The organism is Streptomyces sp. NPDC047515, assembly GCF_040643055.1.
Lineage (GTDB): Bacteria > Actinomycetota > Actinomycetes > Streptomycetales > Streptomycetaceae > Streptomyces.
Map to the genome: position 1 here is coordinate 28732 of NZ_JBEYTM010000056.1, position 24167 is coordinate 52898.

Below are 24167 nucleotides of genomic sequence, written 5' to 3' on the forward strand. Positions count from 1 at the left end.
ACGCGGCTCGACCCCCGCTGATAAACCTTCGCTTCACCAGCTGGCGAACCACAGATCAACCCGCCTTCTCCGTGCGAGTCATGACGCGAGGTCCCTGACCATGGTCGAAAGAGTTCCACCACGCTCCATCCAGCCACGCTCACGTCTGCGTGTCCTGCTGGCCTCCGGCGCCGCCGCTCTGGCACTGACCGCCGGGTCCGTCGTCGGCGTGCCCCTGGGTGCCGCGCCGCAGCAGGCGCAGGCCGCCGACAGCGGCAAGTCGACGCTGACCGTCGCCGTCGCACAGAGCGTCGATTCCCTGAGCCCGTTCCTCGCTCAGAAGCTGATGAGCACGAGCGTCAGCCGGCTCATGTACGACTTCCTGACGAACTACGACCCCAAGGACAACCACGCGGTCCCCGCCCTCGCCACCAAGTGGGAGCCGTCCGCGGACAAGTTGACCTGGACGTACACCATCCGGTCCGACTCCAAGTGGTCGGACGGCCGGCAGGCCACCGCCGAGGACGCGGCGTGGACGTTCAACAAGATGATGACCGACGAGGGCGCAGCGCAGGCCAACGGCAACTTCGTCGCGAACTTCAAGAAGGTGACGGCTCCAAGCCCGACGCAGCTGGTCATCGAACTCAAGGAGCCGCAGGCCACCATGGCCGCGCTCGACGTGCCGATAGTCCCGAAGCACGTCTGGGAGAAGGTCGGTGACTTCTCCAAGTTCAACAACGACACGAAGTTCCCGATCGTCGGCAACGGGCCGTTCATCCTGACGGACTACAAGGTCGACCAGTATGTGAAGCTCAAGGCCAACAAGGACTTCTGGCGCGGTAAGCCGAAGTTCGACGAGCTGGTCTTCAAGACGTACAAGGACCAGGACGCCGCGGTCGCCGCGCTGCGCAAGGGCGAGGTCTCCTTCGTCGCCGGCTCCCCCGCCCTGACGCCCGCCCAGGCTGCCTCCCTCAACGGCGAGAAGAACGTCAAGGTCAACGAGGGTCCGGGCCGCCGCTTCTTCGCGCTGGCGACCAACCCGGGCGCGCAGACCAAGGACGGCAAGAAGTTCGGCAACGGCAACAAGGCCCTTCTCGACCAGAAGGTGCGCCAGGCCCTCTTCCTGTCCATCGACCGCAAGACCATCATCGACAAGGTCTTCCAGGGCCACGCCGTCGAGGGCCAGGGCTACATCCCGCCGCGCTTCTCCACGTACTTCTGGCAGCCCTCCGCCGACCAGAGTCTCGCCTACGACCCAGCCAAGGCGGCCAAGCTCCTCGACGAGGCGGGCTACCCGCTCAAGGGCGACCAGCGCGTCGGCAAGGACGGCAAGCCGCTCGACCTGCGCATCCTCTGCCACGCCACGGACCCGAACGACAAGGCGATCGGCAAGTACCTCCAGGAGTGGTGGGGCAAGCTCGGGATCGGCCTCAAGGTCGACTGCCGCGACGACGTCTCCGTGCCCTGGTACGCGGGCGAGTACGACCTCGCCTTCGACGGCTGGTCCGTCAACCCGGACCCGGACTTCGTCCTCGGCATCCACACCTGCGGCGCGCTGCCCGTCAAGGCCAAGGACAGCGCCACCACCGACAACTTCATCTGCGACAAGACGTACGACGAGCTGTACAAGAAGCAACTCGCCGAGTACGACCCGGCCAAGCGCGCGGAACTCGTCAAGCAGATGCAGTCGTGGATGTACGACTCGGGGTACATGAACATCATCGCGTACCCGAACGCGGTCGAGGCCTACCGCACCGACCAGATCAAGTCGATCACGACCATGCCCGAGGCGGCAGGCAACATCTACGGCCAGGACGGGTACTGGAGCTGGTGGTCGGCCGTTCCGGCGGGCAGCAGCAGTTCGGACAGCTCCGGCGGGTCCGGCTCCACCGGAGTCGTCGTAGGCATCATCGTGGCGGTCGTGGTACTCGCCGGTGGCGGGCTGTTCATCGCGAAGCGCCGTCGTACCACCGCGGACGACCGCGAGTAATCACACGGAAGGGTTGAGAGGGGCCGGCCGGGGCGGCGCGGAAGCCGTCCCGCCGGTTCCTCCAAGTGCAGCACGAGTAACGAGAGTTCCCCATGACAGCTGAAAGCACTCCGGCGCTCGTGCAGGTCGCGGACGCGGACACCGAAGGTCCGGCTCAGGCCGGGCCCTCGGCCGCCCGCGGCCCACGGGCGCGTAACACCAAGGCCTACCTCCAGTACGTGGCGGCCAAGATCGTGGGAGCGGCCGTCTCCCTGTTCGCAGTCCTGGTCACCAGCTTCTTCCTCTTCCGGCTCATTCCCAGCGACCCGGTGAAGCAGATGACGGGCGGCCGTCCCGTCTCCGCCGAACAGCTCCAGTCGCTGCGTCATCAGTTCGGCCTCGACCAGCCGATGTGGCGGCAGTTCACCAGCTACGTCGGCGACGCCCTCACGGGCGACTTCGGCACTTCGTTCCAGTTCCACGCGCCCGTCATCGACAAGATCACCGAGGCGCTCCCCGCGACCCTGCTCCTCACCGGCACGTCGTACGTCCTGTACACCGCGCTCGGCATCTGGCTCGGCACGCGTACCGCGTGGCGCAACGGCTCCATGAGCGACCGGTTCAACACCGCGTTCGCGCTCACGCTGTACTCGGTGCCGGCGTTCTGGCTGGGCCTGCTCCTGATCATCGTCTTCGCGGTGGGCATCGGACCGATCCCCGGGATGTTCCCGACCGGCGGAATGCAATCGGGCGGCGAGAGCGGATTCGCGTACATCCTCGATGTGGCGCATCACCTGGTCCTCCCGGTGATCACGCTGGTCGCGGTCGGGTACGCACAGACGCTTCTGGTGATGCGCTCCTCGCTGCTGGACGAGATGGGCAGCGACTATCTGACGACGGCCCGCGCGAAGGGGCTGCGGGACGATGTCGTACGCCGCAAGCACGCCGTGCCGAACGCGATGCTGCCGACGTTCACGCTGATGTTCGTGAACCTCGGCCATGTGGTCGCCGGGCAGATCCTGGTCGAGACGGTGTTCTCCTGGCCGGGCCTCGGCGGTCTCTTCTACCAGGCCCTGAGCGTGCCCGATCTCCCCCTCGTGCAAGGGCTGTTCTTCACCTTCGCCACCGCGGTGATCCTGGCGAACACCCTTGCCGATGTGCTGTATCCGCTGCTCGATCCCCGGGTGGGCCGATGACGACCGAATCCATGCCCACGCCCACGAAGGCCGAACCGGCCGGGAATCCGCGCGCGCTCGCCCGCGCCCGCAAGCGGCAGTCCGCCGCCCGGTTCTGGCGGGAGTACCGCAAGCACAGGAGCGGATTGTGGGGTCTGGGCGCGCTCGTTCTGATCGCGCTGATCGCCGTCTTCGCGCCGCAGCTCGTCGGAGCCGACTCGCAGAGCGTCACCGGCGCGCCCGGTGGCGCGCTGGAGTCGCCGAGCGGTGAATTCCCGCTCGGCACCGATCAGTTCGGACGCAGCGTGCTGGCCCTGCTGGTCTGGGGCACCCGTGTCTCATTGACGGTGGGCCTGCTCGCTGCGTTCCTGTGCGTCGCCATCGGCACGGTCGTCGGCATCGTCGCGGGGCACTTCCACGGCTGGTACTCGACGATCCTGATGCGGATCACCGACTGGTTCCTGGTGATGCCGACCCTGGTCCTCGCGATCGCGCTCGCCACCGTGATGGACCGTTCGATGTGGACGGTCATCATCGCGATCGGCGTCACGACCTGGCCGACCACGGCCCGGCTGGTCCGCGCCCAGACCCTGGCCGTGGAGTCCCGACCGTACATCGAGCGGGCCCGTGCCCTGGGGGGCGGCCACGGACACATCATGGTCCGGCACGTCCTGCCGAACGTGATGCCGCTGGTGCTCGCGCAGACCACGCTGGTGATCTCCAGCGCGATCCTCACCGAGGCCACCCTGGCGTTCCTCGGCCTGAGCGACCCGACCACCACCTCCTGGGGCGGCATGCTCCAGGACGCCCGTGAGGCGGGCGCGGTGAGCGCGGGCGACTGGTGGTACCTGGCACCGCCCGGCATCGCCATCGCCGTGGTGGCCCTGGCATTCACGCTGTGCGGCCGCGCCATCGAGTCCGTCCTCAATCCGAAGCTGGGGGTGGCCCGTTGAGTACGACGAGCATCCGTAGGACGCCGCTTCTCGACGTACGGGACCTCACGGTGACGTACGCGGGTGGGGCGCAGGCCGTCCGCGGGGTGAACCTCACCGTCGACGCGGGGCAGAAGCTCGGCATCGCCGGTGAGTCGGGCTGCGGGAAGTCGACGCTGGCGCTCGCGCTGCTGCGGCTGCTGCCCGCCGGGACGAAGGTCTCCGGCGAGATCCTGCTGAACGGCGAGGACGTCCTCGCCATGAAGTGGGGCCAGGTCAGGGCGGTGCGCTGGGCGGGGGCATCGATCGTGTTCCAGGGCGCGATGCACTCGCTGAACGCGGTGCACCGCATCGGGGACCAGATCGCCGAGCCGATCCTGCTGCACCGGAAGGCGACGCAGGCGGCGGCTGCGAAGAAGGCCGGCGAGCTCCTGGAACAGGTGGGGCTGCCGGCCGCCCGCGCGAGCGCCTATCCGCACGAGCTCTCCGGCGGGCAGCGGCAGCGCGTGATGATCGCGATGGCGCTCGCCTGCGATCCGGGGCTGGTCATCGCGGACGAGCCCACCACGGCACTCGATGTGATGATCCAGGCCCAGATCCTGCGGCTGATCGAGCAGTTGGTGTCCGAGCAGGACCTCGGCCTGATCATGATCAGCCATGACCTCGCGGTGCTCTCGGACACCTGTGACCGACTCGCGGTGATGTACGCGGGCCGGGTCGTGGAGGAGGGCCCGGCGTCCGAGGTCTACGAGAACGCGCACCATCCGTACGGCAAGGCCCTGTCCGGCGCGTTTCCGCGCATCGGCGACCCGGCCTCCCGGTTCGCGCCCCGCGGGCTGCCCGGTGACCCGCCGGACCCGTCGGCGCTGCCCGGCGGCTGCACGTTCCATCCGCGCTGCCCGGTGGCCCTGGACTCCTGTTCGACGCAGGACCAGGAACTGCGCGCGGCGGGGCCGGAGCGGCGGGCCGCCTGTGTGCTGGTGGAGACCGGGGCGACGGCCGCGGCCGCGGCCCGGCCGGACGCTGAGGAAGCAAGGAGCACACCATGACCACCACCACTCCCCTGCTCAGCGCGGAGGACCTGAAGGTCACCTTCCCCGGCCGGCGCGGGGCCGCGCCGGCGCGGGCCGTGGACAGCGTGGACCTGGACATCCGGCCCGGCGAGATCGTCGCGCTGGTCGGCGAGTCGGGCTGCGGCAAGACGACGCTGGCGCGTTCGCTACTGGGCCTGGTCCCGCCGACGTCCGGGCGGGTGACCTTCGGCGGGCAGCCGCTCGACTACGCGAGCCGGGCGCTGAAGGCGTACCGCAAGCGGGTCCAGCTGGTGCTCCAGGACCCCAGCGGTTCGCTCAATCCGCGGCACACGGTGTACGACGCCGTCGCCGAGGGCCTGCGGATCCACGGGTACGCGGGCGACGAGCGGACGGCGGTGGCCGAGGCGCTGTCGCGGGCGGGGCTGCGGCCCCCGGAGCGATTTTTCCTGCGCTATCCGCACGAGCTGTCGGGCGGTCAGCGCCAGCGGGTCGTGATCGCGGGCGCGCTCGTCCTGGAGCCCGAACTCATCGTGGCCGACGAGCCGGTGGCCTCGCTGGACGCTTCGGTGCGCGGCGAGATCCTGGCCCTGCTGCTGCGGCTGCGGGACGAGCTGGGCCTGTCCGCGCTGGTGGTCACGCACGACCTCGGGCTGGCGTGGAACATCGCGGACCGGGTCGCGGTGATGTACCTCGGGCGGATCGTGGAGACGGGCGAGGTGGAGCAGATCCTCACTGCTCCGCAACACCCTTACACCCAGGCGCTGTTGTCGGTGCTGCCGGAGTCCGGGGACGATCCGGTGATTCTGACCGGCGAGCCGCCGGACCCGTCCAGGGTGCCGTCCGGGTGCCGGTTCCACGTCCGCTGCCAGGTGCTGGCCTCGGGCGAGGCGGAGCGGGCGGGCGTCGCGGACGCGTGCCGTACGAAGGATCTGCCGGTGCTCGCGGGCGGCGGGCAGACCCAGGTGGCATGCCACTGGGCGACCGCGGCGGCGAAGGCACGGGCGTAGCGCGGTGCCGGGGAGCGCGTCTCCCCGGCCCGACCCGGCCCCGACCCGATCCGGCCCGGGGTGAACCACGGTCCCGGGGCCCGGCCACCGGACAGGTCGCGCCCCGGTCTGCCCGGCGGCCGGGAGGGAGTGCCGTCGGATCCCCCGCTCGGTGAGCCGCGCGTACACCACCCGGCGCGCACGGCGAAGAGGTCAGCCGCGCTCGTACGCGGAGACCAGCTCGCTGCACCGCTTCACATCGGCGGCCATCGCCACGAGCAGCTCGTCGATCGAGTCGAACTTCAGCATCCCGCGCACGTACGCGAGGAAGTCCACCGAGACATGGAGTCCGTACAGGTCGAGGCCGACGCGGTCGATCGCGTACGCCTCCACCGTCCGCTCCGTGCCGTCGAACTGCGGGTTCGTGCCGACCGAGATCGCGGCGGGCATCGCCTCGCCGTCCACATTGAGCCAGCCCGCGTAGACGCCGTCGGCGGGGATGGCGGTGTGCGGCAGGGTCTCCACGTTGGCCGTGGGGAAGCCCATGTCACGGCCGCGCTGGGCGCCGCGGACCACGATGCCCTCGACCCGGTGCGGCCGGCCGAGGATCTCGGCGGCGCCCGCGACATCGCCCTCGGCGACCAGTCGCCGGGTGAGCGTGGAGGAGAACGGCTCGCCGCCGCCCGCCTCACCGCTCACGTACAGGTCGATGACCTCGACGCGGTAGTCGTAGGTCTCGCCGAATTCGGTGAGCAGCCGCACGTTCCCGGCCGCCCTGTGGCCGAAGCGGAAGTTGGGGCCCTCGATGACCAGCTGCGCGTGCAGCTTGTCGACGAGCACCTTCACGATGAAGTCGGCCGGTGCCAGCTTCGAGAACTCCGTGGTGAACGGCAGGATCAGCACCGCGTCCACCCCCAGCTCCGCCATCAGCTCGGCGCGCCGGTGGTGCGGGGCGAGCAGCGGCGGGTGGCTGCCGGGCCGCACGACCTCGCTGGGATGCGGGTCGAAGGTCACCACGACCGACGGCACGCCCAGCTCGCGGGCGCGCTCCACGGCCCGTCCGATGATCAGCTGGTGCCCGCGGTGCACCCCGTCATAGGAGCCGATGGTGACGACGCTGCGTCCCCAGTCCTCGGGGATGTCCTCCAAGCCACGCCAGCGCTGCACTGTGACCGCTCCTCGCCCGAACCTGTGTACGTGAGATTGCCTGTTACGCAGGTCTAAGACTGCCATGCTCACGCCCCGCGGCCCGCATCGGCATCGTCTTCGGGCTCGCCAGGGCCTCCACCGTCCGCCGTGCGCTGGGGCCGACGAGCGCCGCCCACTCCTGCGGGGCGTCGGCCAGCCACCCGGTCACCAGGGCGGCGAATCCGGGTACGTCACGAGCCAGCTCGACCAGCCGGCCGTCGAAGCGGACCGCGCCCTCGGGCGTGCGGACCAGGAGCATCCCGGTGCGGTGGACCAGCGCACGGGTACGCGCCGGCGTGCGGGCGCCGGAGCCGGTCGCGGCGGCCCGCAGCAGCGCGTCGAGCACGGCCGGATCGCGGTGGGCCTCCTGCTCGAAGTCCAGCAGGACCTCCAGCAGCTCGCCCCTGAGCTGTGCGGAGGCGGGGCTGCCCGGCGCGGCGAGCACCCCGGCGAGCGCGGCGCGCACCGGCGGCGGCACCGGCCGGTCCCGCAGCAGTCCGGTCACCAGGGGCAGCAGCAGGGCGCGGGCGGCGGGTCCGTGCTCCAGCCTCCGGTCGATGTACGAGGCGGCGTGCACGGCGTCGTCCGGGTGGCTGTCGATGTACGCCCGCACGAGCCCGGCGGCGTGCAGGGCCAGCGCGGGCGCGTCGATCCCGGCGAGCGCGCACAACGCCTCGCCCGCCCCGTCGCCGGGCCGGGTCAGCCTCTCCCGCAACGCGGCGAGCACCGGCTCCGGATGGGAGGGCAGCGCGACGGCCAGCGCCTGCGCGGACAGCTGCGGCTCGCCCACGACGAAGGCCCGCAGCGCCTGCGGGAGGTGGCGGTCCCGGGTCCGTGGATCCTGTACGAGGAGGGTGAGCGCGGTCCCGTGCAGGGGGCCGTCGGTCGGGCGGGCCAGCAGGGCGAGGGCGGCCCCGCGTAGCAGCTCGCGGTCGGCGTCGCACGTCGCGTGCACGGCGGTGAGCAGGGCGTACGAGGCGGCGGCGGCCCGGCGGCCGGGCCTGTCCTCGTCGCGGGCCCAGCGGTCGACAGCGCGGCACAACGCGGCGGGCTCGTCCTCGGCCAGCGCGGCCAGCAGCTCCTCGGCGCGGGGGTGGGCGGTCGAGACGAGTGCTTCGGTCAGGTCGTCGACGGCCAGGTCCCGGCAGGCGTAGAGCAGCGCCTGAGCGGCCGCGGCCACGGTCGGGCGCATCGCGGCCCCCTCCCCCTCCTCGGCGGACAGTGGGCGCTCGTCGGTGAACCAGCCGCAGAGCAGCGGCTGCACGGTCCGGGGCTCGGCGGCGAGCCGCCGCGCGACGGCATCCAGGAAGCGTTCACCGCCGTCGGAATGCGGGGCACAGCTGTGGTCCTTGTCATCGCGCGGGCCGTCGGCGGGGACGAGACGCCGGAACAGATCGATCCGGTCCGCCTCGGGCAGCCTCAGGCGGCGCCAGAACCACGGACCGAACTCCGCGAACGGCCTCGCGCCCGCGGACCCTCCCGCCCCGGCGCTTCCGACGACGCGGTCGGCCAGCAGCCGCAGCACCCCGAGCTGGGTCCGGGCGTCGGGCACCCGGAGCAGGGTCTCCGAGAGCAGGTGGACCGCCCACCAGCGGGCGTCGTCGAGGCCCCCGGCGTGCGATCCGGGCCCCGGTGCCGGCCGGCCGAGGGCCTCGATGAGGCCGGTCAGCCGGTGTGCCGGCGCGGCGGGCCCCTGTCTGCGGCCCAGGAGCAGCAGGGCCTGGACGACCGGGCCCGTCCGATGGTGCGGTACGGGCAGGGTGCGCGGCGCGGTCGCCGATGCGGCCTCCGCGGCGGCGTCCGGCGCGGGGACGCGGCTGAGCTCCGCTCGCGGCCCCTTCGGCCCCCGGAGCACCGCCACGACGTCCTGCGCGGGCCCCCGGCCGCGCCCGGTGCGCGGCCTCCGTGGCTGCGGAACACGGGCCTCCACCGCCCCTGCCCCGTCCTCCGCCTGCCACCGGTGGACCAGCGCGTACAGTGCCGCGTCCAAGTCCAGGTGGGCGCCCTGCACCCAGTCCCCCAGCTCCTCGTGCGCGAAGCGGTAGCCCGCGCCCGCCGGCACGAACAGGCCCTCGGCGAGGACCGCCGACGCCCAGCCCGTGCGCCAGGGGAACACCTCCTCGAACGCCGCCCGGTCCAGCTCCCCCTGTCCGGGACCCAGACAGCGCCGCGCCGCCTCGTGGACCTGCCCGGCCACCCGCGCGGCGAGCCGGCGGACGGCGGTGCCCCGGGGCACCGGGCCCGACAGCGCCGCGATGCGGACCGCGACCCGCAGGCACATCAGATCCAGGTGGGCACCGAAGACGTCCTCGGCGTCGGGCCGCCCGGCGACGTCCCCGGGCAGCGCCTCGCGGACCTCCGCGAGCAGGCGCAGGGTGAGCGGGTGCCGGTCGTGGCCGGGGGCGAGCGCGCCGGGCGGAATGGCGTACCGCTCCCGGGCCTGTTCGGCCTGGCTCGCGGTGAGCTCGCCGAGCCGGACCGCGGACGGCAGTCGTCCGGCCGGCCTGGCCGGGCGGTACAGCGCACCGGCCGGGCAGAGCGCACCGGCCGTCTCCCAGTGCTCGGGCGTGCAGGCCATCACGAGCCGCGCCCCGTTCCCCCGCAGCCAGTCGACGGTGCCCGCGGTCCACCGGGCCGCCCCCCGGGCCAATACGGGCGGCATCTCCTCGGGTCCGTCCAGCAGGACGAACAGCGGGCTCCCGGACTCCGTGGCCAGCCGGGCCACCCTCTCGGGGGTGACGGTCGTCATGTCGCCCCTCGCCCCGGCGGCGGTGACGATCCGGCAGGACCGCCGCAGCGTGCGGGCGATCGCGTCGGCGACCGAGGAGTCGTCGGCCAGCAGGTCGGCACCGCGGAGCCGGAGCGTGGCCGCGGGCACGGAGCCGCGGGCCCGGCGAGCGGCGAGCGCGGCCAGTTCGGTGGTACGGCCGGTGCCCGGCGCTCCGACGAGACCGAGGACCACGGCGGGACCTGGCGGCACGGACGAGGGGCCGTCGGGCATCGAGAAGGCCGTCAACTCCGCGATCACCTCCGGGCGTTCGACCGGATCGGGACAGGCGGCCGGACCGCCGGCCGAGCCGAGCGAGGTCGCGGTGAGGTGCAGGGCGCCCGCGAGATTCAGATCGCGTCCGTATCCGGGAACGCTCCTTGCGTTGCGCCGCAGCAACGCGCCCAGCGGGCCGTCGGCGTTCACGCTCCCGAGCGGCACCGCGAAACCCGCGGCGGGATGCCCGGCGCGCAGTGCGGTACCCAGCACGGCGAGGACCGCGCCGCTGTCCGGGTCGAGGACGGGCCCACCCACGGCCGTGCCGCCGAGCCGCAGCGCGTCCGAACCGTCCGTGCCCAGCGCCAGCTCCAGCGCGGCGCCGATCCGATGGGAGCGGCCGTTCGCGGTGTACGTCACCGGGGCAGTGCCGAGCACCCGCGCCTCGCGCCAGCCGTGGGCGGCGATCGTCACATACGTACCGGCGTCGATCCCCTCCCGCGACGCGATCGGTGCCGGCTCCACGCCGAGCGCCCAGGGCCCCCCGGTACGCAGCAGGGCGAGGTCCCATTCGGGCAGCGCGGTGACATCGGCGGCCCCGACGGTGCAGCTGCGGTCGTCCGTTCCGCGCAGGACGAGCCGCGTGAGTCCGTCGACCGCTTCATGACTGGTCACCACCGTGCCCCGGTCGTCCGCGACGAACCCGGTCCCCCGTGGCCGGCCGGCCTGATCGCAGATACGTACCAGCGCTGCCCGGTCCCCGCTTCCCATGGTCCGACGTTAGGGCGGCGACCATCGGCACGTGTACCACTCGGAGCAAAAGCGCCCCTGAACGCTCCCCTGGTTCACTCCGAGCGCCTGCTCATTGGGGTGAATTCATGGCGCCCGGTGGACAGGAATCGTTGGGGGGACCGTGGAGCGGGCGCGGGGGCTCCGCCCGCTCCACGATGGGGTCTTCCGGCCCCGGATCGCCCGTCAGGCGAAGACGGCGAGGCTCTTGGCCTTGCCCTTCTGCTCCTCGACGAGAACCAGGAAGCGCCCGTCCGGCCCGAAGACCCCGACCGGACCCGGTGGGAAGGCGGGCATGTCCAGCCGCACCCCGTTCAACAGCAGCTTGGCGCGCTTCTCGTCCACGTCCCAGCGGGGGAACGCCGAGGCGGCGGCCTCGGCCACCGGCATCACGGTCAGCTCCTGCTGATGCTGGTCGAGCGTCCGCGCCACGTCGATACCGTACGGCCCGACCCGGGTGCGCCGCAGCGCCGTCAGATGACCGCCGACGCCGAGCCCGGCGCCGAGATCGCGGGCGATCGCGCGGATGTACGTGCCGGAGGAGCAGACCACGGAGACGACCAGGTCGACGACCGGCGTGCCGTCCTCGGCGACCTCCTGGCGGACGTCGTAGACATGGAAGGACGAGATCGTCACCGGCCTGGCCGGGATCTCGAACTCCTCGCCGCCGCGCACCCTGGCGTAGGACCGCTTGCCGTCGATCTTGATGGCGCTGACCTTGGACGGCACCTGCATGATCGGTCCGGTCAGGGCCGCGACCCCGGCGTCGATGCCCTCACGGGTCACACCGGAGGCGTCGGTGGACGAGGTGATCTCGCCCTCCGCGTCGTCGGTGACGGTGTTCTGGCCGAGCCGGATCGTGCCGAGGTACTCCTTCTCGGTCAGTGCGAGATGGCCCAGCAGCTTGGTGGCCTTCTCGATGCCGAGCACCAGAACGCCCGTCGCCATCGGGTCCAGCGTGCCGGCGTGGCCGACGCGGCGGGTCCTGGCGATGCCGCGCATCTTGGCGACGACGTCGTGCGAAGTGAAGCCGGACGGCTTGTCGACGATGACAAGGCCGTCCTCCCGGCGCCCACCACCACCCTGGTCAGAGGTCGCCGCGATCCCGCGCCCCTGACCGGGTGTCCTGTTCTGCGATGTCATTCGGAGGCGGTGTCCTCGTCGTTCTCGTCATCCGCCTTGCGGTACGGGTCCGCGCCACCGGCGTACGTGGCGCCCGAGGACGCCTCGCGCACCCGCGCGTCCGAGGCCCGCGCCCGGTCGAGGAGGTCCTCGATCGCCTTGGCGTTCTCCGGAAGGGCGTCGGCCACGAAGGCCAGCGTGGGGGTGAACTTCGTCCCCGCCGCCGCTCCGACCGCCGAACGCAGGATGCCCTTGGCGCTCTCCAGGCCGGCCGCCGCGCTCGCCCGCTCCTCGTCGTCGCCGTAGACCGTGTAGAAGACCGTGGCCTCCCGCAGGTCACCGGTGACCCGGGTGTCCGTGATCGTCACGTGCGTACCCAGACGCGGGTCCTTGATACCGCGCTGCAGTTTCTCGGCGACCACCTCCTGGATGAGGTCCGCCAGCTTTTTCGCCCGCGCGTTGTCGGCCACTGGTCCTTCTCCTTCTCAGCCTTGCTCAATCGTCTTCGTCGCTGTGCAGCCGCCGTCGTACGGACAGCAGCTCCACTTCCGGCCGGGCGGCCACCAGCCGCTCGCACCGGTCCAGAACGTCTGTGAGGTGTCCGGTTTCCCCGGAGACCACGGCAAGGCCGATCTCGGCCCTGCGATGGAGATCCTGATCGCCCACCTCCGCCGCGCTCACCGCGAATTTGCGCTGGAGCTCGGCGACGATCGGGCGGACGACGGAGCGTTTCTCCTTCAACGACCGTACGTCGCCGAGAAGCAGATCGAAGGACAGTGTCCCCACATACATGTATGTCCGGATGTCCCGCCGGTTCGGGTTCGCGCCCTGCCAGCGCTTGGCAGGAACACAAGAACCGTACACGGAACGGCCGGGGCCGATCGACGGAAATATGACCCGCCGACCGGCCCCGACTCTTGAAGAGAGGTCCGGGGTCTCCCCCGGAAATCCCTGCGGATCAGCCTCGCGGCTTCTCGCGCATCTCGTACGTCGCGATGACGTCGTCGATCTTGATGTCGTTGAAGTTTCCGAGGTTGATACCACCCTCGAAGCCTTCGCGGATCTCGGTGACGTCGTCCTTGAAGCGGCGCAGACCGGAGATGTTGAGGTTCTCCGCGATGACCTTGCCATCGCGCAGCAGGCGCGCCTTGGTGTTGCGCTTGACCTCGCCGGAGCGGACCAGCACACCGGCGATGTTGCCCAGCTTGGACGAGCGGAAGATCTCGCGGATCTCCGCTGTACCGAGCTCGACCTCTTCGTACTCCGGCTTGAGCATGCCCTTGAGGGCCGCCTCGATCTCCTCGATGGCCTGGTAGATCACCGAGTAGTAGCGGACGTCGACACCCTCGCGCTCCGCCATCTGCTGGGCACGCCCGGCAGCGCGGACGTTGAAGCCGATGACGATGGCGTCGGAGCCGGTCGCCAGGTCGATGTCCGACTCGGTGACGGCACCCACACCGCGGTGCAGGACCCGGATGTCGACCTCGTCGCCGACATCGAGCTGGAGCAGCGAGGACTCGAGAGCCTCCACCGAACCGGACGCGTCGCCCTTGATGATGAGGTTGAGTTCCTGGACCAGACCGGCCTTGAGCGCCTCGTCCAGGTTCTCCAGGGAGAACCGGACACCCTTGCGGGCGAAGTTGGCGTTGCGCTCACGGGCGGCACGCTTCTCGGCGATCTGACGGGCCGTACGGTCCTCGTCGACCACCAGGAAGTTGTCGCCGGCACCCGGGACATTGGTGAGACCCAGCACGAGGACGGGGGTCGACGGACCCGCTTCCTCGACGTTGTTGCCGTTGTCGTCGAGCATCGCCCGGACACGGCCGTACGCGTCGCCGACCACCATCGTGTCACCGATGCGCAGCGTGCCGCGCTGGACCAGGACGGTCGAAACGGCACCGCGGCCGCGGTCGAGGTGGGACTCGATCGCAATACCCTGTGCGTCCTGCTCCGGGTTGGCCCGCAGGTCGAGCGAGGCGTCGGCGGTCAGGACCACGGCCTCCAGCAGCTGGTCGATGTGCAGACCCTGCTTGGCGGAGATGTCGACGAACATCGTGTCGCCGCCGTACTCCTCGGCCACCAGACCGAACTCGGTGAGCTGACCGCGCACCTTGGTCGGGTCCGCGCCCTCGACGTCGATCTTGTTGACCGCGACCACGATCGGCACCTCGGCCGCCTTGGCGTGGTTCAGCGCCTCGATCGTCTGGGGCATCACACCGTCGTTCGCCGCCACCACGAGGATCGCGATGTCGGTGGACTTCGCACCACGGGCACGCATGGCGGTGAACGCCTCGTGACCCGGGGTGTCGATGAAGGTGATCCGGCGGTCCTCGCCGTTGACCTCGGAGGAGACCTGGTAGGCACCGATGTGCTGGGTGATGCCGCCGGCCTCGCCCGCGACGACGTTCGTCTTGCGGATCGCGTCCAGCAGTCGGGTCTTACCGTGGTCGACGTGACCCATGACGGTCACGACCGGCGGACGGGAGACCAGGGCCTCTTCGCCGCCCTCGTCCTCACCGAACTCGATGTCGAAGGACTCGAGCAGCTCGCGGTCCTCCTCCTCCGGGCTGACGATCTCAAGGACGTAGTTCATCTCGTCCGCGAGCAGCCTGAGGGTGTCGTCGGAGACGGACTGCGTCGCCGTGACCATCTCGCCGAGGTTCATCATCACGGCGACGAGCGACGCCGGGTTGGCGTTGATCTTCTCCGCGAAGTCGGTGAGGGAGGCACCGCGCGACAGACGGACGGACTGTCCGTTGCCGCGAGGCAGCATGACGCCGCCCACCGACGGGGCCTGCATGGCCTCGTACTCCTGGCGCCTCTGCCGCTTCGACTTGCGGCCACGACGCGCGGGACCGCCGGGACGGCCGAACGCACCCTGTGTGCCACCACGGCCACCGGGGCCGCCGGGACGTCCACCGAAGCCGGGACGACCGCCGAAGCCGCCGCCACCGCCGGGACGACCCGCACCGCCACCGCCGCCGCCACCGGGACGACCGGCGAAACCGCCGCCACCGCCACCGGGACCGGCCGGACGGCCGGCGAAGCCACCGCCGCCGGGACGACCTGCGCCGCCACCGCCGCCGGGACGACCGCCGCCGCCACCGGGACCACGGCCACCGCCGGGGCCACCACCGGGACGCGGACCCGCGGCGGGACGCTGCGGCATCATGCCCGGGTTCGGACGGTTACCACCGGGGGCACCGCCCGGACGGGGAGCCTGCGGACGGGGCATGCCGCCCGGAGTGGGACGGGCACCGCCCTGACCCTGGGGACGCGGGGCGCCACCGGGGCCGCCCTGCGGACGCGGGGCGCCCGGACGGTCCTGACCGCCACCGGGACGCGGGGCGCCGCCGGGACGGGGCGCCTGCGGACGGGCCATGCCCGTCGAGCCGCCGGAGGTGAAGGGGTTGTTGCCCGGACGGGGACCGGCCGGACGGGCGCCGGGGCGCGGGGCACCCTGACCCGCGGGACGCGCGGGACGGTCGCCACGCTCGCCACCACGACCACCGTCACGCTGACCGCCGGACGGAGCCGGACGGGCGGGACGCGGGCCGGGGGTGGCGCCGGTGGGACGCGAGGCCTGCTGCTGCGGGGCAGCGGGCTGGGCCGGAGCCGGAGCCGAGAACTCGGCAGCGGGGACCGGGGTCACCGGAGCCGGCTTGGGCGCGGGCTTCGGGCCCGGCCGCGGTCCGGCGGACGGCGCGGAAGGCGCCGCGGGGGTGCTGCTCGCCGATGCGGCGGGGGCCGGCTTGGGGGCCGGGGCGCCGGGCTTCGGGGCAGCGGGACGTGCCGCAGCGGCCGGGGAGGGCGCTGCGGGCTTCACGGGCGCCGCCTTGCGGGGCGCACCAGGCTTCGCAGCGGACTTGCCGGCGTTGCCGCCGGGCCCCTGCAGTGCGTCAGTCAACTTGCGTACAACCGGCGCCTCGATCGTCGAGGACGCCGAACGGACGAATTCACCGAGCTCTTGGAGCTTGGCCATGACGACCTTGCTCTCGACGCCGAACTCCTTGGCGAGTTCGTATACCCGGACCTTAGCCACTTCGCTCCTTTTAGGTCCGGGTTACCGCCGGACCGTCGCTACTTCATGGGCGTACTCATCGCGTACTCATCGAGTGCTCATCGCAATCTCGACCTACTTCCAACTCGCGAGGTACCTGACCGCACGGGGTCCCGTGCCGTTCACTTCTTACGGTGTCACCCGCTCGACGAACCGCTGCACTGCGGCGGGGTCGAACGGCCCCTTGGCCTTGAAGGCCCGGGGGAATGCCCGGCGGCGAACCGCCAGGTCCAGACAGACGGGGACGGGGTGTACATAGGCACCCCGGCCGGGCAGCGTACCGCGAGGATCGGGGACGCAGGCGTCCTCGTCCGCGACGATGCGCAGCAGCTCGTTCTTGGCCGCCCGCTCCCGGCATCCCACACAGGTTCGCTCAGGGCAAGCGCGGGCGTGCGTCCGGCCAGACACGGCTAAGTCTACCTCCCCGCACCGACCCCACCCCTTTGGGGCAAAAATCGAACGGATGTTGTCGTGTTCTCAGCGGCGTGCCGCTCAGATCTATTCCCTGCGGCCCGCGCCACCGCCCCCGGACGCCCGTTCCCGACGGTGTCCGGTGGTCCGGCGCGGGCCGGCCGACCGCGTCGCCGGGTCAGCCTCGCTCGGAACGCTCACGGGCCCGCTCGGCCCGCTCACGGTCGGCGACATCGCGCTCGGCGTCGGTCTCGGTGTCCGGACGGATGTCGATGCGCCAGCCGGTGAGGCGGGCGGCGAGGCGGGCGTTCTGCCCCTCCTTGCCGATCGCCAGCGACAGCTGGTAGTCCGGAACGGTGACCCGGGCGGACCGTGCGCCGAGGTCCACGACCTCGACCTGGCTCACCCGCGCGGGCGACAGGGCGTTGGCGACCATCTCGGCCGGGTCGTCCGACCAGTCCACGATGTCGATCTTCTCGCCGTGCAGTTCGGCCATGACGTTGCGCACCCGGCCGCCCATCGGACCGATGCAGGCGCCCTTGGCGTTCAGCCCGGAGCGGGTCGAACGGACCGCGATCTTGGTGCGGTGACCGGCCTCGCGGGCGATCGCGCAGATCTCGACGGAACCGTCCGCGATCTCCGGGACCTCCAGCGCGAAGAGCTTCTTGACCAGGTTGGGGTGGGTCCGCGACAGCGTCACGGACGGACCGCGCACCCCCTTGGCCACGCGTACGACGTAGGTGCGCAGGCGCAGACCGTGGGTGTACTCCTCGCCCGGCACCTGCTCCTGCACCGGCAGGATCGCTTCCAGCTTGCCGATGTCGACCAGGACGTTCTTCGGGTCCTTGCCCTGCTGGACGACACCGGTGACGACATCGCCCTCGTGGCCCGCGTACTCCCCGAACGTCCGGTCGTCCTCGGCGTCGCGCAGACGCTGCAGGATGACCTGCTTGGCGGTGGTCGCGGCGATCCGGCCGAAGCCGGACGGGGTGTCGTCGAACTCCTTGGGCTCCTGGCCCGGTTCGAGGTCGGCCGGGTCCTCCTTCGCCCACACCGTCACGTGACCGCGCTCGTCGAGCTCCACGCGCGCGCGGCGGTGGCTCCCGTCCGTACGGTGGTAGGCGATGAGGAGGGCCGACTCGATCGCCTCGACGAGCACGTCGAAGGGGATCTCCTTGTCCTGTGCCAAGCCCTTCAAGAGCTTCACATCGATGTCCACGGCTACGCCTCCTCTTCCTTCTTGTCCTTGCGGCTGAATTCGATCTCCACGCGCGCCTTGGCGATCTCGTCGAAGGCGACCCGGCGGGACGTGGGCTTGCGGCCCTTGACGCCCGGGACTTCGAGGTCGAGCCCCTCTTCGTCCACGGCGAGGATGCGGGCCACCAGCTCACCGCCCTCGCGCAGCTGCAGCTTGGCCAGGCGGCCCGTGGCACGTACGTAGTGGCGGTGCTCCGTCAGCGGACGGTCGGCACCGGGCGAGCTGACTTCGAGGACGTACTCGTCGTCGCCCATCGCGTCGGTCTCGTCGAGCTTCTCGGAGAGCGCGCGGCTCAGCCGGGCACAGGCGTCCAGCTCCACGCCTTCATCGGAGTCCACGACGATCCGCAGCACCCGGCGGCGGCCGGCCCGGGACACCTCGATCTCTTCGAGATCCAGCTGCTCGGCGCTGACGAGCGGTTCGAGCAGTCCGCGCAGCCTCTCGCTCTGGGTGGTGCTCATCCGGGTGACTCCTCGGCCGCGTGTGCTGTTGTGGGGATCTCGCGTGTCAGGTCAAAGGGTATCCGGTCCCGAGGGGTGTTGCCGTCCGCGTGCTCCGCGACCGCGGGTACGCTCGCCTGCGGTGATCACTTCAGGACAGATCCAGTCAAGACAGGTCCAAGCCCGAAGGAGAACAAGTGCGGCGCACGGGGACGACGCGCAGAGGTGCGTTCACCGCGACGGGGGCGATCGCCATGGGGGCGGTGCTGGCCGGCTGCGGTGACGGGTCCGGGCAGCGGGAGGGCTCCGCCCGGCCCGACGGGGCGACCCCGGCCGAGCAGGCCTCGGCCGCACGGGCGGAGCGGACGCTCCGGGCGACTGCCGCCCGTACCAGCAGGGAACTGCTCGCCCGGTACGAGCAGGTGGTCCGGGCCCACCCGGCGACCGCCGCCGGGCTCTCGCCGCTGCGGGACGCCGTACGGGCCCACGCCGAGGCGCTGGCATCCGACAGCGGCGGGACGCCGGTCTTCTCGCACACCCGCGCGACCGACGCCAGGGCCGCCGTCAAGGAGCTGGCAGAGGCGGAGCGCCGCGCCTCGGACGCCCACACGGTGACGCTGCTGAAGGCCCCGCCCGAGCTGGCCCGGCTGCTGGCGTCGATCGCGGCGGCGGGCGCTGCACACGCCTATCTGCTGTCCGAACTGGCCAAGGAGACCTCGTCATGAACGCCGGGACACAAAAGGCGGCGCAGGCGGCCCTGGCCGCCGAACACGCGGCGGTGTACGGGTACGGGGTCGTCGGCGGCCGGGTCGCCGGCGGCCGCCGGACCGAGGCCACGGCGGCGTACCACGCGCACCGCGCCCGGCGCGACGCGCTGCAGCGGACCGTGCGTGACCTGGGCGGTGAACCGGTGGCCGCGCAGGCCGCGTACGCTCTGCCGTTCGCGGTGCCGGACCCGTCCGCGGCGGTGCGGCTGGCCGCCCTGCTGGAGGACCGAGTGGCGGACGTCTACTCCGATCTCGTACGGGCCGCCGAAGGGCCGCTCCGGCGGGAGGCCGCGGACGCGCTGCGGGAGGCCGCGGTGCGAGCGGTCCGCTGGCGGGGCAGCGGCGTGCCCTTTCCCGGGCTCGCCGAGCGGACCGCCGACGGGACCGGCGCGGCGGCGGGGTCCGACGCGAAGGCCGGGTCCGGCACGAAGGACAGGGCCGGTGTGAGGAACGGGACCGGCACGACGCACTGAAGAACCTCTGAAAGGGAACAAAGCACGTATGGGTTTCGAACCGCCGCAGCGTCTGGTGCGAGCGCTCGGCGAGTCGTACGGGGATTCGGCCGCCGACTGGCTCGCGCGCCTTCCCGCACTGACCGAGGAAGCGCTGGCCTCGACCGGGGAGCAGCTGACCGTGGACCGGGTGGCCGCCCCCGGGGGCCGCAGCAGTCTGGTCCTGTTGGTGACATGCTCCGACGGCACCCCGGCGGCGCTGAAGATCGCTCCGTCCGGAGCCGCACCCGAGCTGGAGCAGGCCGCGCTGGCGCACTGGAACGGCTGGGGTGCGGTGCGGCTCGTCGCCACCGGCCCCGGTGCGCTGCTGCTCGAACGGCTGCACCCCGAGGTGTCACTGCGCTCACTGCCGGAGGCGAAGGCGCTGCTGGAGGCGGCGGGGACGGTACGCCGGCTGTGGGTCGAGCCCCCGGCCGGACACGGGTTCGAGACGGTCACCGAGCGGACCGCGCGTCGTACGGAGCCGATGCGGGCCTTCGCCGCGGCGGACCCGGGCCTGGAGCCACTGGTCTCCGCGGCGCTCGCGGCGCGTGCGGAGCTGGTCGCCGGCTCCTGCGAACTCCTGCTGCTGCACGGCAACTTCCGCCAGAGCAAGGTGCTCGCGGGCGAGCGGGCGCCCTGGCTGACGGTCGGGCCGGAGCCGCTGGTGGGCGAGCGTGCCTACGATCTGGCGCGCCTGGTGCGCGATCGCGTCGAGGACCTGATCGCCTCCCCCGGCGGCGCGGTGACGGCCCGGCGCCGGATCAAGAAGCTCGCCGATTCGCTGGACGTGGACCGGGAACGGCTGCACGGCTGGACGCTGTTCCGTGCGGTGGAGTCGGGCACCCGGGCGCTGGCGGTCGGCCGTCGCCAGGAGGGCGAGCTGACGCTGGAGTTCGCCAGCTGGCTGTAGCGGGGCACGGCAAGCCGCAGGCCCCCGCGCGATGCGCGGGGGCCTGCGGCTTCGTCCGTCCGGTGTCAGCCCCGGACGGTGAGTCGGGCGATCGCCTCGTCGACGGTGAGCTCCTCGCGCTCGCCCGTACGGCGGTCCTTGAGCTCCAGGACGCCTTCGGCCGAGCGGCGGCCCGCGACCAGGATCTTCGGGATGCCGATCAGCTCGGCGTCGGTGAACTTCACACCGGGCGAGACGCCCGCGCGGTCGTCGACCATGACCCGCACACCGGCGGCGGCGAGCTTGTCGGCGACGTCGAGGGCCAGCTCCGTCTGGAGGGCCTTGCCCGCCGCGACGACATGGACGTCGGCCGGGGCGATCTCGCGGGGCCAGCACAGCCCCTGCTCGTCGGCGGTCTGCTCGGCGAGCGCGGCGACGGCGCGGGAGACGCCGATGCCGTACGAGCCCATGGTGACCCGGACCGGCTTGCCGTTCTGGCCGAGCACGTCGAGCTGGAAGGCGTCCGCGAACTTGCGGCCCAGCTGGAAGATGTGGCCGATCTCGATGGCACGGTCCAGCTTGAGGCCGGTGCCGCACTTGGGGCACGGGTCGCCCTCCTGGACGACGACGACGTCGAGGTAGTCGTCGACCTCGAAGTCACGCCCGGCGACGACGTTCTTCGCGTGGGTGCCGGGCTTGTTCGCACCGGTGATCCAGGCGGTGCCGGCGGCGATGCGCGGGTCGGCGATGTAGCGGACCTTCTCCAGGCCCTGCGGGCCGACGTAGCCGCGGACCAGGTCGGGGCGGCCCTCGAAGTCGTCCGCGGTGACCAGCTCGACGACTGCGGGCGCGAGGTGCTCGCCCAGCTTGCCGAGGTCGACCTCGCGGTCGCCGGGCACGCCCACGGCGACGATCTCGCCGTCGACCTTGACCAGCAGGTTCTTCAGGGTCGCGGAGGCCGGGACGCCCAGGTGCCCGGCGAGGGTCTCGATGGTCGGGGTGTCGGGGGTGTCCAGCTCCTCGACGGAGCCGTGGGCCGAGCCGTCCACAGCGGTGGCCTTGAAGGTCACGGCCTCGGTGTTGGCGGCGTAGTCGCAGGCGGGGCAGTCGACGAAGGTGTCCTCACCGGCCGGGGCGGGGGCCAGGAACTCCTCGGAGGCCGAGCCGCCCATCGCGCCGGAGACGGCGGAGACGATGCGGTGGTCGAGGCCGAGCCGCTCGAAGATCCGGATGTAGGCGGCGCGGTGCAGCTGGTACGCCTCGACCAGCCCCTCGTCCGTGGTGTCGAAGGAGTACGAGTCCTTCATCTGGAACTCGCGGCCGCGCAGCACACCGGCGCGCGGGCGGGCCTCGTCCCGGTACTTGGTCTGGATCTGGTACAGGATCACGGGCAGGTCCTTGTAGGACGTGATCTGATCCTTGACGACCTGGGTGAAGATCTCTTCGTGGGTCGGGCCGAGGAGGTACTCCGCGCCCTTGCGGTCCTTGAGCTTGAAGAGCAGATCGCCGTACTCGTCGTAGCGGCCGCTGGCGTCGTACGACTCCTTCGGGAGCAGCGCGGGCAGCAGTACTTCCTGGCCGCCGATGGCGTCCATCTCCTCGCGCACGACGCGGGTGATGTTCTCCAGGACCTTCTTTCCCAGCGGCAGCCAGGTCCAGATTCCGGCCGCCGTGCGACGCACGTATCCGGCCCGGACGAGCAGCTTGTGGTTGAGCGTCTCGGCGTCCGCCGGGTCGTCGCGCAGTGTCTTGATCATCAATCGGGACATGCGCTGGACCTGGGCCATGATGAACTCCTGCTCGGAAGGGTGATGAGCGTGAGGTTAGCCGGGCGGCACCGGTGGGCGGAAATCGATTGGCTCCGGCCCCGGGTTCTTTCGCCGGACGAAGGACCCTAGACCTTGCGGCGCAGCGGAAGCGGGGCCCCCATCACCGCGTACGGCTTGGGAGCGCTGGGGAAGAGCACCTGCCGGGCCAGGTCCTGGTATCCGAGACTGCGATACAGCCCCCGTGCCGGGCTGTCCGTGTCGATCGCGGAGAGGATGGACCGGGGCTGGTCGGCGGTGTCCGTGATGGTGGTGATCAGCGCGCGGCCGATGCCCCGGTTCTGGAATTCCGGGAGGACGTGCAGCTCGGTGATGACGAACGAGTCGTCGAGCCAGTACGCGGAGCCGGTGGCGCGGAGGTAGGGCTCGACGACGGCGGACCACCACTGGTGGCGTTCGTTCGGCATGCCGTAGACGAAGCCGACGAGCCGGCCGCCTGTGGTGGTGGCGCCCAGCGCGCGGGCGTGGGGGTGTTCGAGGTGCCTGAGAACGATGTGGCGCCGTACCTCGATCTCCTCCGGGGCCAGGCCGAAGGCGACGGCCTGCACGGCGAGCGCCTCGTCCACGCGCGCGGCGAGATCGATCGGTCCGATCCGGACGCCGGGAGTGCGGGGACCGCCCCAGGGAAGTGCTGCCATGGGCCGACCCTACTGGCCCGGACGGCGCGGGCGGTACGGGGTGGTGGAGCCGGTCGTCGACCGGTCAGAACAGCACGCTCATGAACGTGCCGGTCTCACGGAAGCCGACCCTGGCGTACGCCTTGCGCGCGGGGGTGTTGTAGTCGTTCACGTAGAGGCTGACGACGGGTGCGACGTCGGCCAGTGCGTAGCGCAGGACGGCCGCCATACCGGTCTCGGAGAGCCCCCGGCCGCGGTGTTCGGGGGCGACCCAGACGCCCTGGATCTGACAGGCCTGCGGGGTGGCCGCGCCGATCTCCGCCTTGAAGACGACCCGGCCGTCCTCGATCCGGGCGAAGGAGCGGCCGGCGCCGACGAGTTCGGCGACGCGTGCCTGGTAGAGGAGTCCGCCGTCGCCCGCGAGCGGGGAGATGCCGACCTCCTCGGTGAACATCGCCACGCAGGCCGGCATCAGGACGTCCATCTCGTCCTTGCGGATCCGGCGGACCAGCGGGTCGGGGGTGACGTCGGCGGACGGGCTCTCGGTGACCATGAGCGGCTGATGGGCCCGGACCTCGCGGGCGGGGCCCCAGCCGGGTTCGAGGAGCCGCCACAGCTGGGCGGTGGGCTCCGCGGGGCCGACGATCGAGGAGCAGCGGCGGCCGGTCCGGCGGGCGCGGTCGGCGAAGGCCCTGACCGCCTCGGGGGTGGCGCAGATCGGTACGAGGTTGGCACCGGAGTAGCACAGTGAGCGCAGCCTGCCGTCGGCGTACCAGCCCCACATCTCGCCGCCGAGGCGCCATGGGTCGAGACCCGCGATCTGGACCCGGGACGTCACGAACGCGTTGGCGACGGGTTCGCTCTCCAGAATGGCGAGAGCGGCGCCGAGGTCGCTGGGTTCGAGGACCCGGGTGGTCGTCTGCGTCAACACGAGGGGGCCTCACCATGCGGTCTGCTGATTTCCGCACTGTACCCAAAGAGGCTCGGTGGCGCCGCCCAGGCCCGGAAAGAGCGTTTGCAGAGCACCGTGAGGTCGCTCACGACCGCGCCCCGCCGGGTGGTGTTCGTCCGGCGGGGCGCGGTGGGGCACATCGTGGTTCAGCTGATGGAGACCTCGGGCTCGCCCGAGGCGACGCCGTCCTTCTCCATCTGTTCGGCGATCTTCAGGGCTTCTTCGATCAGCGTCTCGACGATCTTCGACTCCGGCACGGTCTTGATGACCTCGCCCTTCACGAAGATCTGCCCCTT

General features: G+C 71.7%; 20 protein-coding genes and 1 pseudogene. 8 read left to right on the forward strand and 13 right to left on the reverse strand.

Features of this window, described 5'->3' with window-relative positions; translation table 11 throughout:
- Positions 1-100 precede the first annotated feature (100 nt).
- From ABZ826_RS31790 to ABZ826_RS31810, 5 genes are all read left to right on the forward strand, one after another.
- Positions 101-1969 carry an ABC transporter substrate-binding protein gene (locus ABZ826_RS31790; protein ID WP_361456013.1) on the forward strand — a complete coding sequence of 623 codons (1869 nt, stop codon included), beginning with the start codon at positions 101-103 and terminating at the stop codon, positions 1967-1969.
- A gap of 92 nt (positions 1970-2061) precedes the next feature.
- Entirely contained in the window at positions 2062-3144 is a 1083-nt protein-coding gene (locus ABZ826_RS31795; RefSeq protein ID WP_361456016.1) for an ABC transporter permease, read from the forward strand.
- 11 nt (positions 3145-3155) lie between these two features.
- Complete coding sequence (locus ABZ826_RS31800; protein ID WP_361456019.1) at positions 3156-4076, forward strand: ABC transporter permease; 921 nt, start codon at positions 3156-3158, stop codon at positions 4074-4076.
- Positions 4073-5104 carry an ABC transporter ATP-binding protein gene (locus tag ABZ826_RS31805; RefSeq protein WP_361456022.1) on the forward strand — a complete coding sequence of 344 codons (1032 nt, stop codon included), beginning with the start codon at positions 4073-4075 and terminating at the stop codon, positions 5102-5104. The genes ABZ826_RS31800 and ABZ826_RS31805 overlap by 4 nt, the downstream gene beginning before the upstream one ends.
- The gene (locus ABZ826_RS31810) at positions 5101-6096 is read left to right on the forward strand and encodes an ABC transporter ATP-binding protein (protein WP_361456025.1); all 996 of its coding nucleotides are present in this window, start codon (positions 5101-5103) and stop codon (positions 6094-6096) included. The genes ABZ826_RS31805 and ABZ826_RS31810 overlap by 4 nt, the downstream gene beginning before the upstream one ends.
- Positions 6097-6288: 192 nt before the next feature.
- Here ABZ826_RS31810 and ABZ826_RS31815 read toward each other — a convergent pair whose 3' ends face one another.
- From ABZ826_RS31815 to rimP, 9 genes are all read right to left on the reverse strand, one after another.
- The gene (locus ABZ826_RS31815) at positions 6289-7242 is read right to left on the reverse strand and encodes a bifunctional riboflavin kinase/FAD synthetase (RefSeq protein ID WP_361456028.1); all 954 of its coding nucleotides are present in this window, start codon (positions 7240-7242) and stop codon (positions 6289-6291) included.
- A gap of 43 nt (positions 7243-7285) precedes the next feature.
- Entirely contained in the window at positions 7286-11017 is a 3732-nt protein-coding gene (locus ABZ826_RS31820) for a serine protease (RefSeq protein ID WP_361456031.1), read from the reverse strand.
- Positions 11018-11221: 204 nt separating this feature from the next.
- Entirely contained in the window at positions 11222-12178 is a 957-nt protein-coding gene (gene truB / locus ABZ826_RS31825; protein ID WP_361456034.1) for a tRNA pseudouridine(55) synthase TruB, read from the reverse strand.
- On the reverse strand, positions 12175-12627 hold the full coding sequence (gene rbfA / locus ABZ826_RS31830) for a 30S ribosome-binding factor RbfA (RefSeq protein ID WP_361456037.1): 453 nt from the start codon (positions 12625-12627) through the stop codon (positions 12175-12177). The genes truB and rbfA overlap by 4 nt, the downstream gene beginning before the upstream one ends.
- Positions 12628-12652: 25 nt before the next feature.
- Positions 12653-12949, reverse strand: coding sequence for a DUF503 domain-containing protein (locus tag ABZ826_RS31835; RefSeq protein WP_361456040.1), 297 nt, complete (start codon positions 12947-12949; stop codon positions 12653-12655).
- A gap of 166 nt (positions 12950-13115) precedes the next feature.
- Complete coding sequence (gene infB / locus ABZ826_RS31840; RefSeq protein WP_361456043.1) at positions 13116-16199, reverse strand: translation initiation factor IF-2; 3084 nt, start codon at positions 16197-16199, stop codon at positions 13116-13118.
- A 147-nt stretch (positions 16200-16346) separates the two neighbouring features.
- The gene (locus ABZ826_RS31845) at positions 16347-16625 is read right to left on the reverse strand and encodes a YlxR family protein (RefSeq protein ID WP_361456046.1); all 279 of its coding nucleotides are present in this window, start codon (positions 16623-16625) and stop codon (positions 16347-16349) included.
- Between the two features lie 181 nt (positions 16626-16806).
- Positions 16807-17847: a transcription termination factor NusA gene (gene nusA, locus ABZ826_RS31850; protein ID WP_361456049.1), complete on the reverse strand. Its 1041-nt coding sequence runs from the start codon at positions 17845-17847 to the stop codon at positions 16807-16809.
- A gap of 2 nt (positions 17848-17849) precedes the next feature.
- Positions 17850-18347, reverse strand: coding sequence for a ribosome maturation factor RimP (rimP, locus tag ABZ826_RS31855; RefSeq protein ID WP_361456052.1), 498 nt, complete (start codon positions 18345-18347; stop codon positions 17850-17852).
- A 176-nt stretch (positions 18348-18523) separates the two neighbouring features.
- On the opposite strand from rimP, the gene ABZ826_RS31860 reads away from it, so the two are divergent.
- Genes ABZ826_RS31860 through ABZ826_RS31870 form a run of 3 tightly spaced genes read left to right on the forward strand, consistent with a single transcriptional unit; the run spans position 18524 to position 20497 of the window.
- Complete coding sequence (locus tag ABZ826_RS31860; protein WP_361456055.1) at positions 18524-19051, forward strand: hypothetical protein; 528 nt, start codon at positions 18524-18526, stop codon at positions 19049-19051.
- Positions 19048-19566 (forward strand): ferritin-like domain-containing protein, encoded by a 519-nt coding sequence (locus ABZ826_RS31865; RefSeq protein ID WP_361456058.1) that lies wholly within the window; start codon positions 19048-19050, stop codon positions 19564-19566. Before ABZ826_RS31860 ends, ABZ826_RS31865 begins: the two co-directional genes overlap by 4 nt.
- Before the next feature lie 28 nt (positions 19567-19594).
- On the forward strand, positions 19595-20497 hold the full coding sequence (locus ABZ826_RS31870; protein WP_361456061.1) for an aminoglycoside phosphotransferase family protein: 903 nt from the start codon (positions 19595-19597) through the stop codon (positions 20495-20497).
- Positions 20498-20562: 65 nt separating this feature from the next.
- Here the strand turns inward: ABZ826_RS31870 and ABZ826_RS31875 are convergent, their stop codons facing one another.
- The 4 genes and pseudogenes from ABZ826_RS31875 to ABZ826_RS31890 all read right to left on the reverse strand — a co-directional run.
- Positions 20563-22263, reverse strand: coding sequence for a proline--tRNA ligase (locus tag ABZ826_RS31875; RefSeq protein WP_361456064.1), 1701 nt, complete (start codon positions 22261-22263; stop codon positions 20563-20565).
- 107 nt (positions 22264-22370) lie between these two features.
- The gene (locus ABZ826_RS31880) at positions 22371-22940 is read right to left on the reverse strand and encodes a GNAT family N-acetyltransferase (protein WP_361456067.1); all 570 of its coding nucleotides are present in this window, start codon (positions 22938-22940) and stop codon (positions 22371-22373) included.
- Positions 22941-23004: 64 nt separating this feature from the next.
- Entirely contained in the window at positions 23005-23850 is an 846-nt protein-coding gene (locus tag ABZ826_RS31885; protein ID WP_361456070.1) for a GNAT family N-acetyltransferase, read from the reverse strand.
- A 167-nt stretch (positions 23851-24017) separates the two neighbouring features.
- Positions 24018-24167: pseudogene (locus tag ABZ826_RS31890) on the reverse strand (4-hydroxy-3-methylbut-2-en-1-yl diphosphate synthase); the annotation flags it as partial.

Coding starts and splice junctions, on each gene's coding strand:
- ABZ826_RS31800 (WP_361456019.1), top strand. CDS start 3,156: ATGCCCACGCCCACGAAGGCCGAACCGGCCGGGAATCCGCGCGCGCTC.
- ABZ826_RS31880 (WP_361456067.1), bottom strand. CDS start 22,940: ATGGCAGCACTTCCCTGGGGCGGTCCCCGCACTCCCGGCGTCCGGATC.
- ABZ826_RS31865 (WP_361456058.1), top strand. CDS start 19,048: ATGAACGCCGGGACACAAAAGGCGGCGCAGGCGGCCCTGGCCGCCGAA.
- ABZ826_RS31795 (WP_361456016.1), top strand. CDS start 2,062: ATGACAGCTGAAAGCACTCCGGCGCTCGTGCAGGTCGCGGACGCGGAC.
- ABZ826_RS31835 (WP_361456040.1), bottom strand. CDS start 12,949: ATGTATGTGGGGACACTGTCCTTCGATCTGCTTCTCGGCGACGTACGG.
- rimP (WP_361456052.1), bottom strand. CDS start 18,347: ATGAGCACCACCCAGAGCGAGAGGCTGCGCGGACTGCTCGAACCGCTC.
- ABZ826_RS31810 (WP_361456025.1), top strand. CDS start 5,101: ATGACCACCACCACTCCCCTGCTCAGCGCGGAGGACCTGAAGGTCACC.
- truB (WP_361456034.1), bottom strand. CDS start 12,178: ATGACATCGCAGAACAGGACACCCGGTCAGGGGCGCGGGATCGCGGCG.
- ABZ826_RS31875 (WP_361456064.1), bottom strand. CDS start 22,263: ATGGCCCAGGTCCAGCGCATGTCCCGATTGATGATCAAGACACTGCGC.
- ABZ826_RS31790 (WP_361456013.1), top strand. CDS start 101: ATGGTCGAAAGAGTTCCACCACGCTCCATCCAGCCACGCTCACGTCTG.
- ABZ826_RS31820 (WP_361456031.1), bottom strand. CDS start 11,017: ATGGGAAGCGGGGACCGGGCAGCGCTGGTACGTATCTGCGATCAGGCC.
- ABZ826_RS31870 (WP_361456061.1), top strand. CDS start 19,595: ATGGGTTTCGAACCGCCGCAGCGTCTGGTGCGAGCGCTCGGCGAGTCG.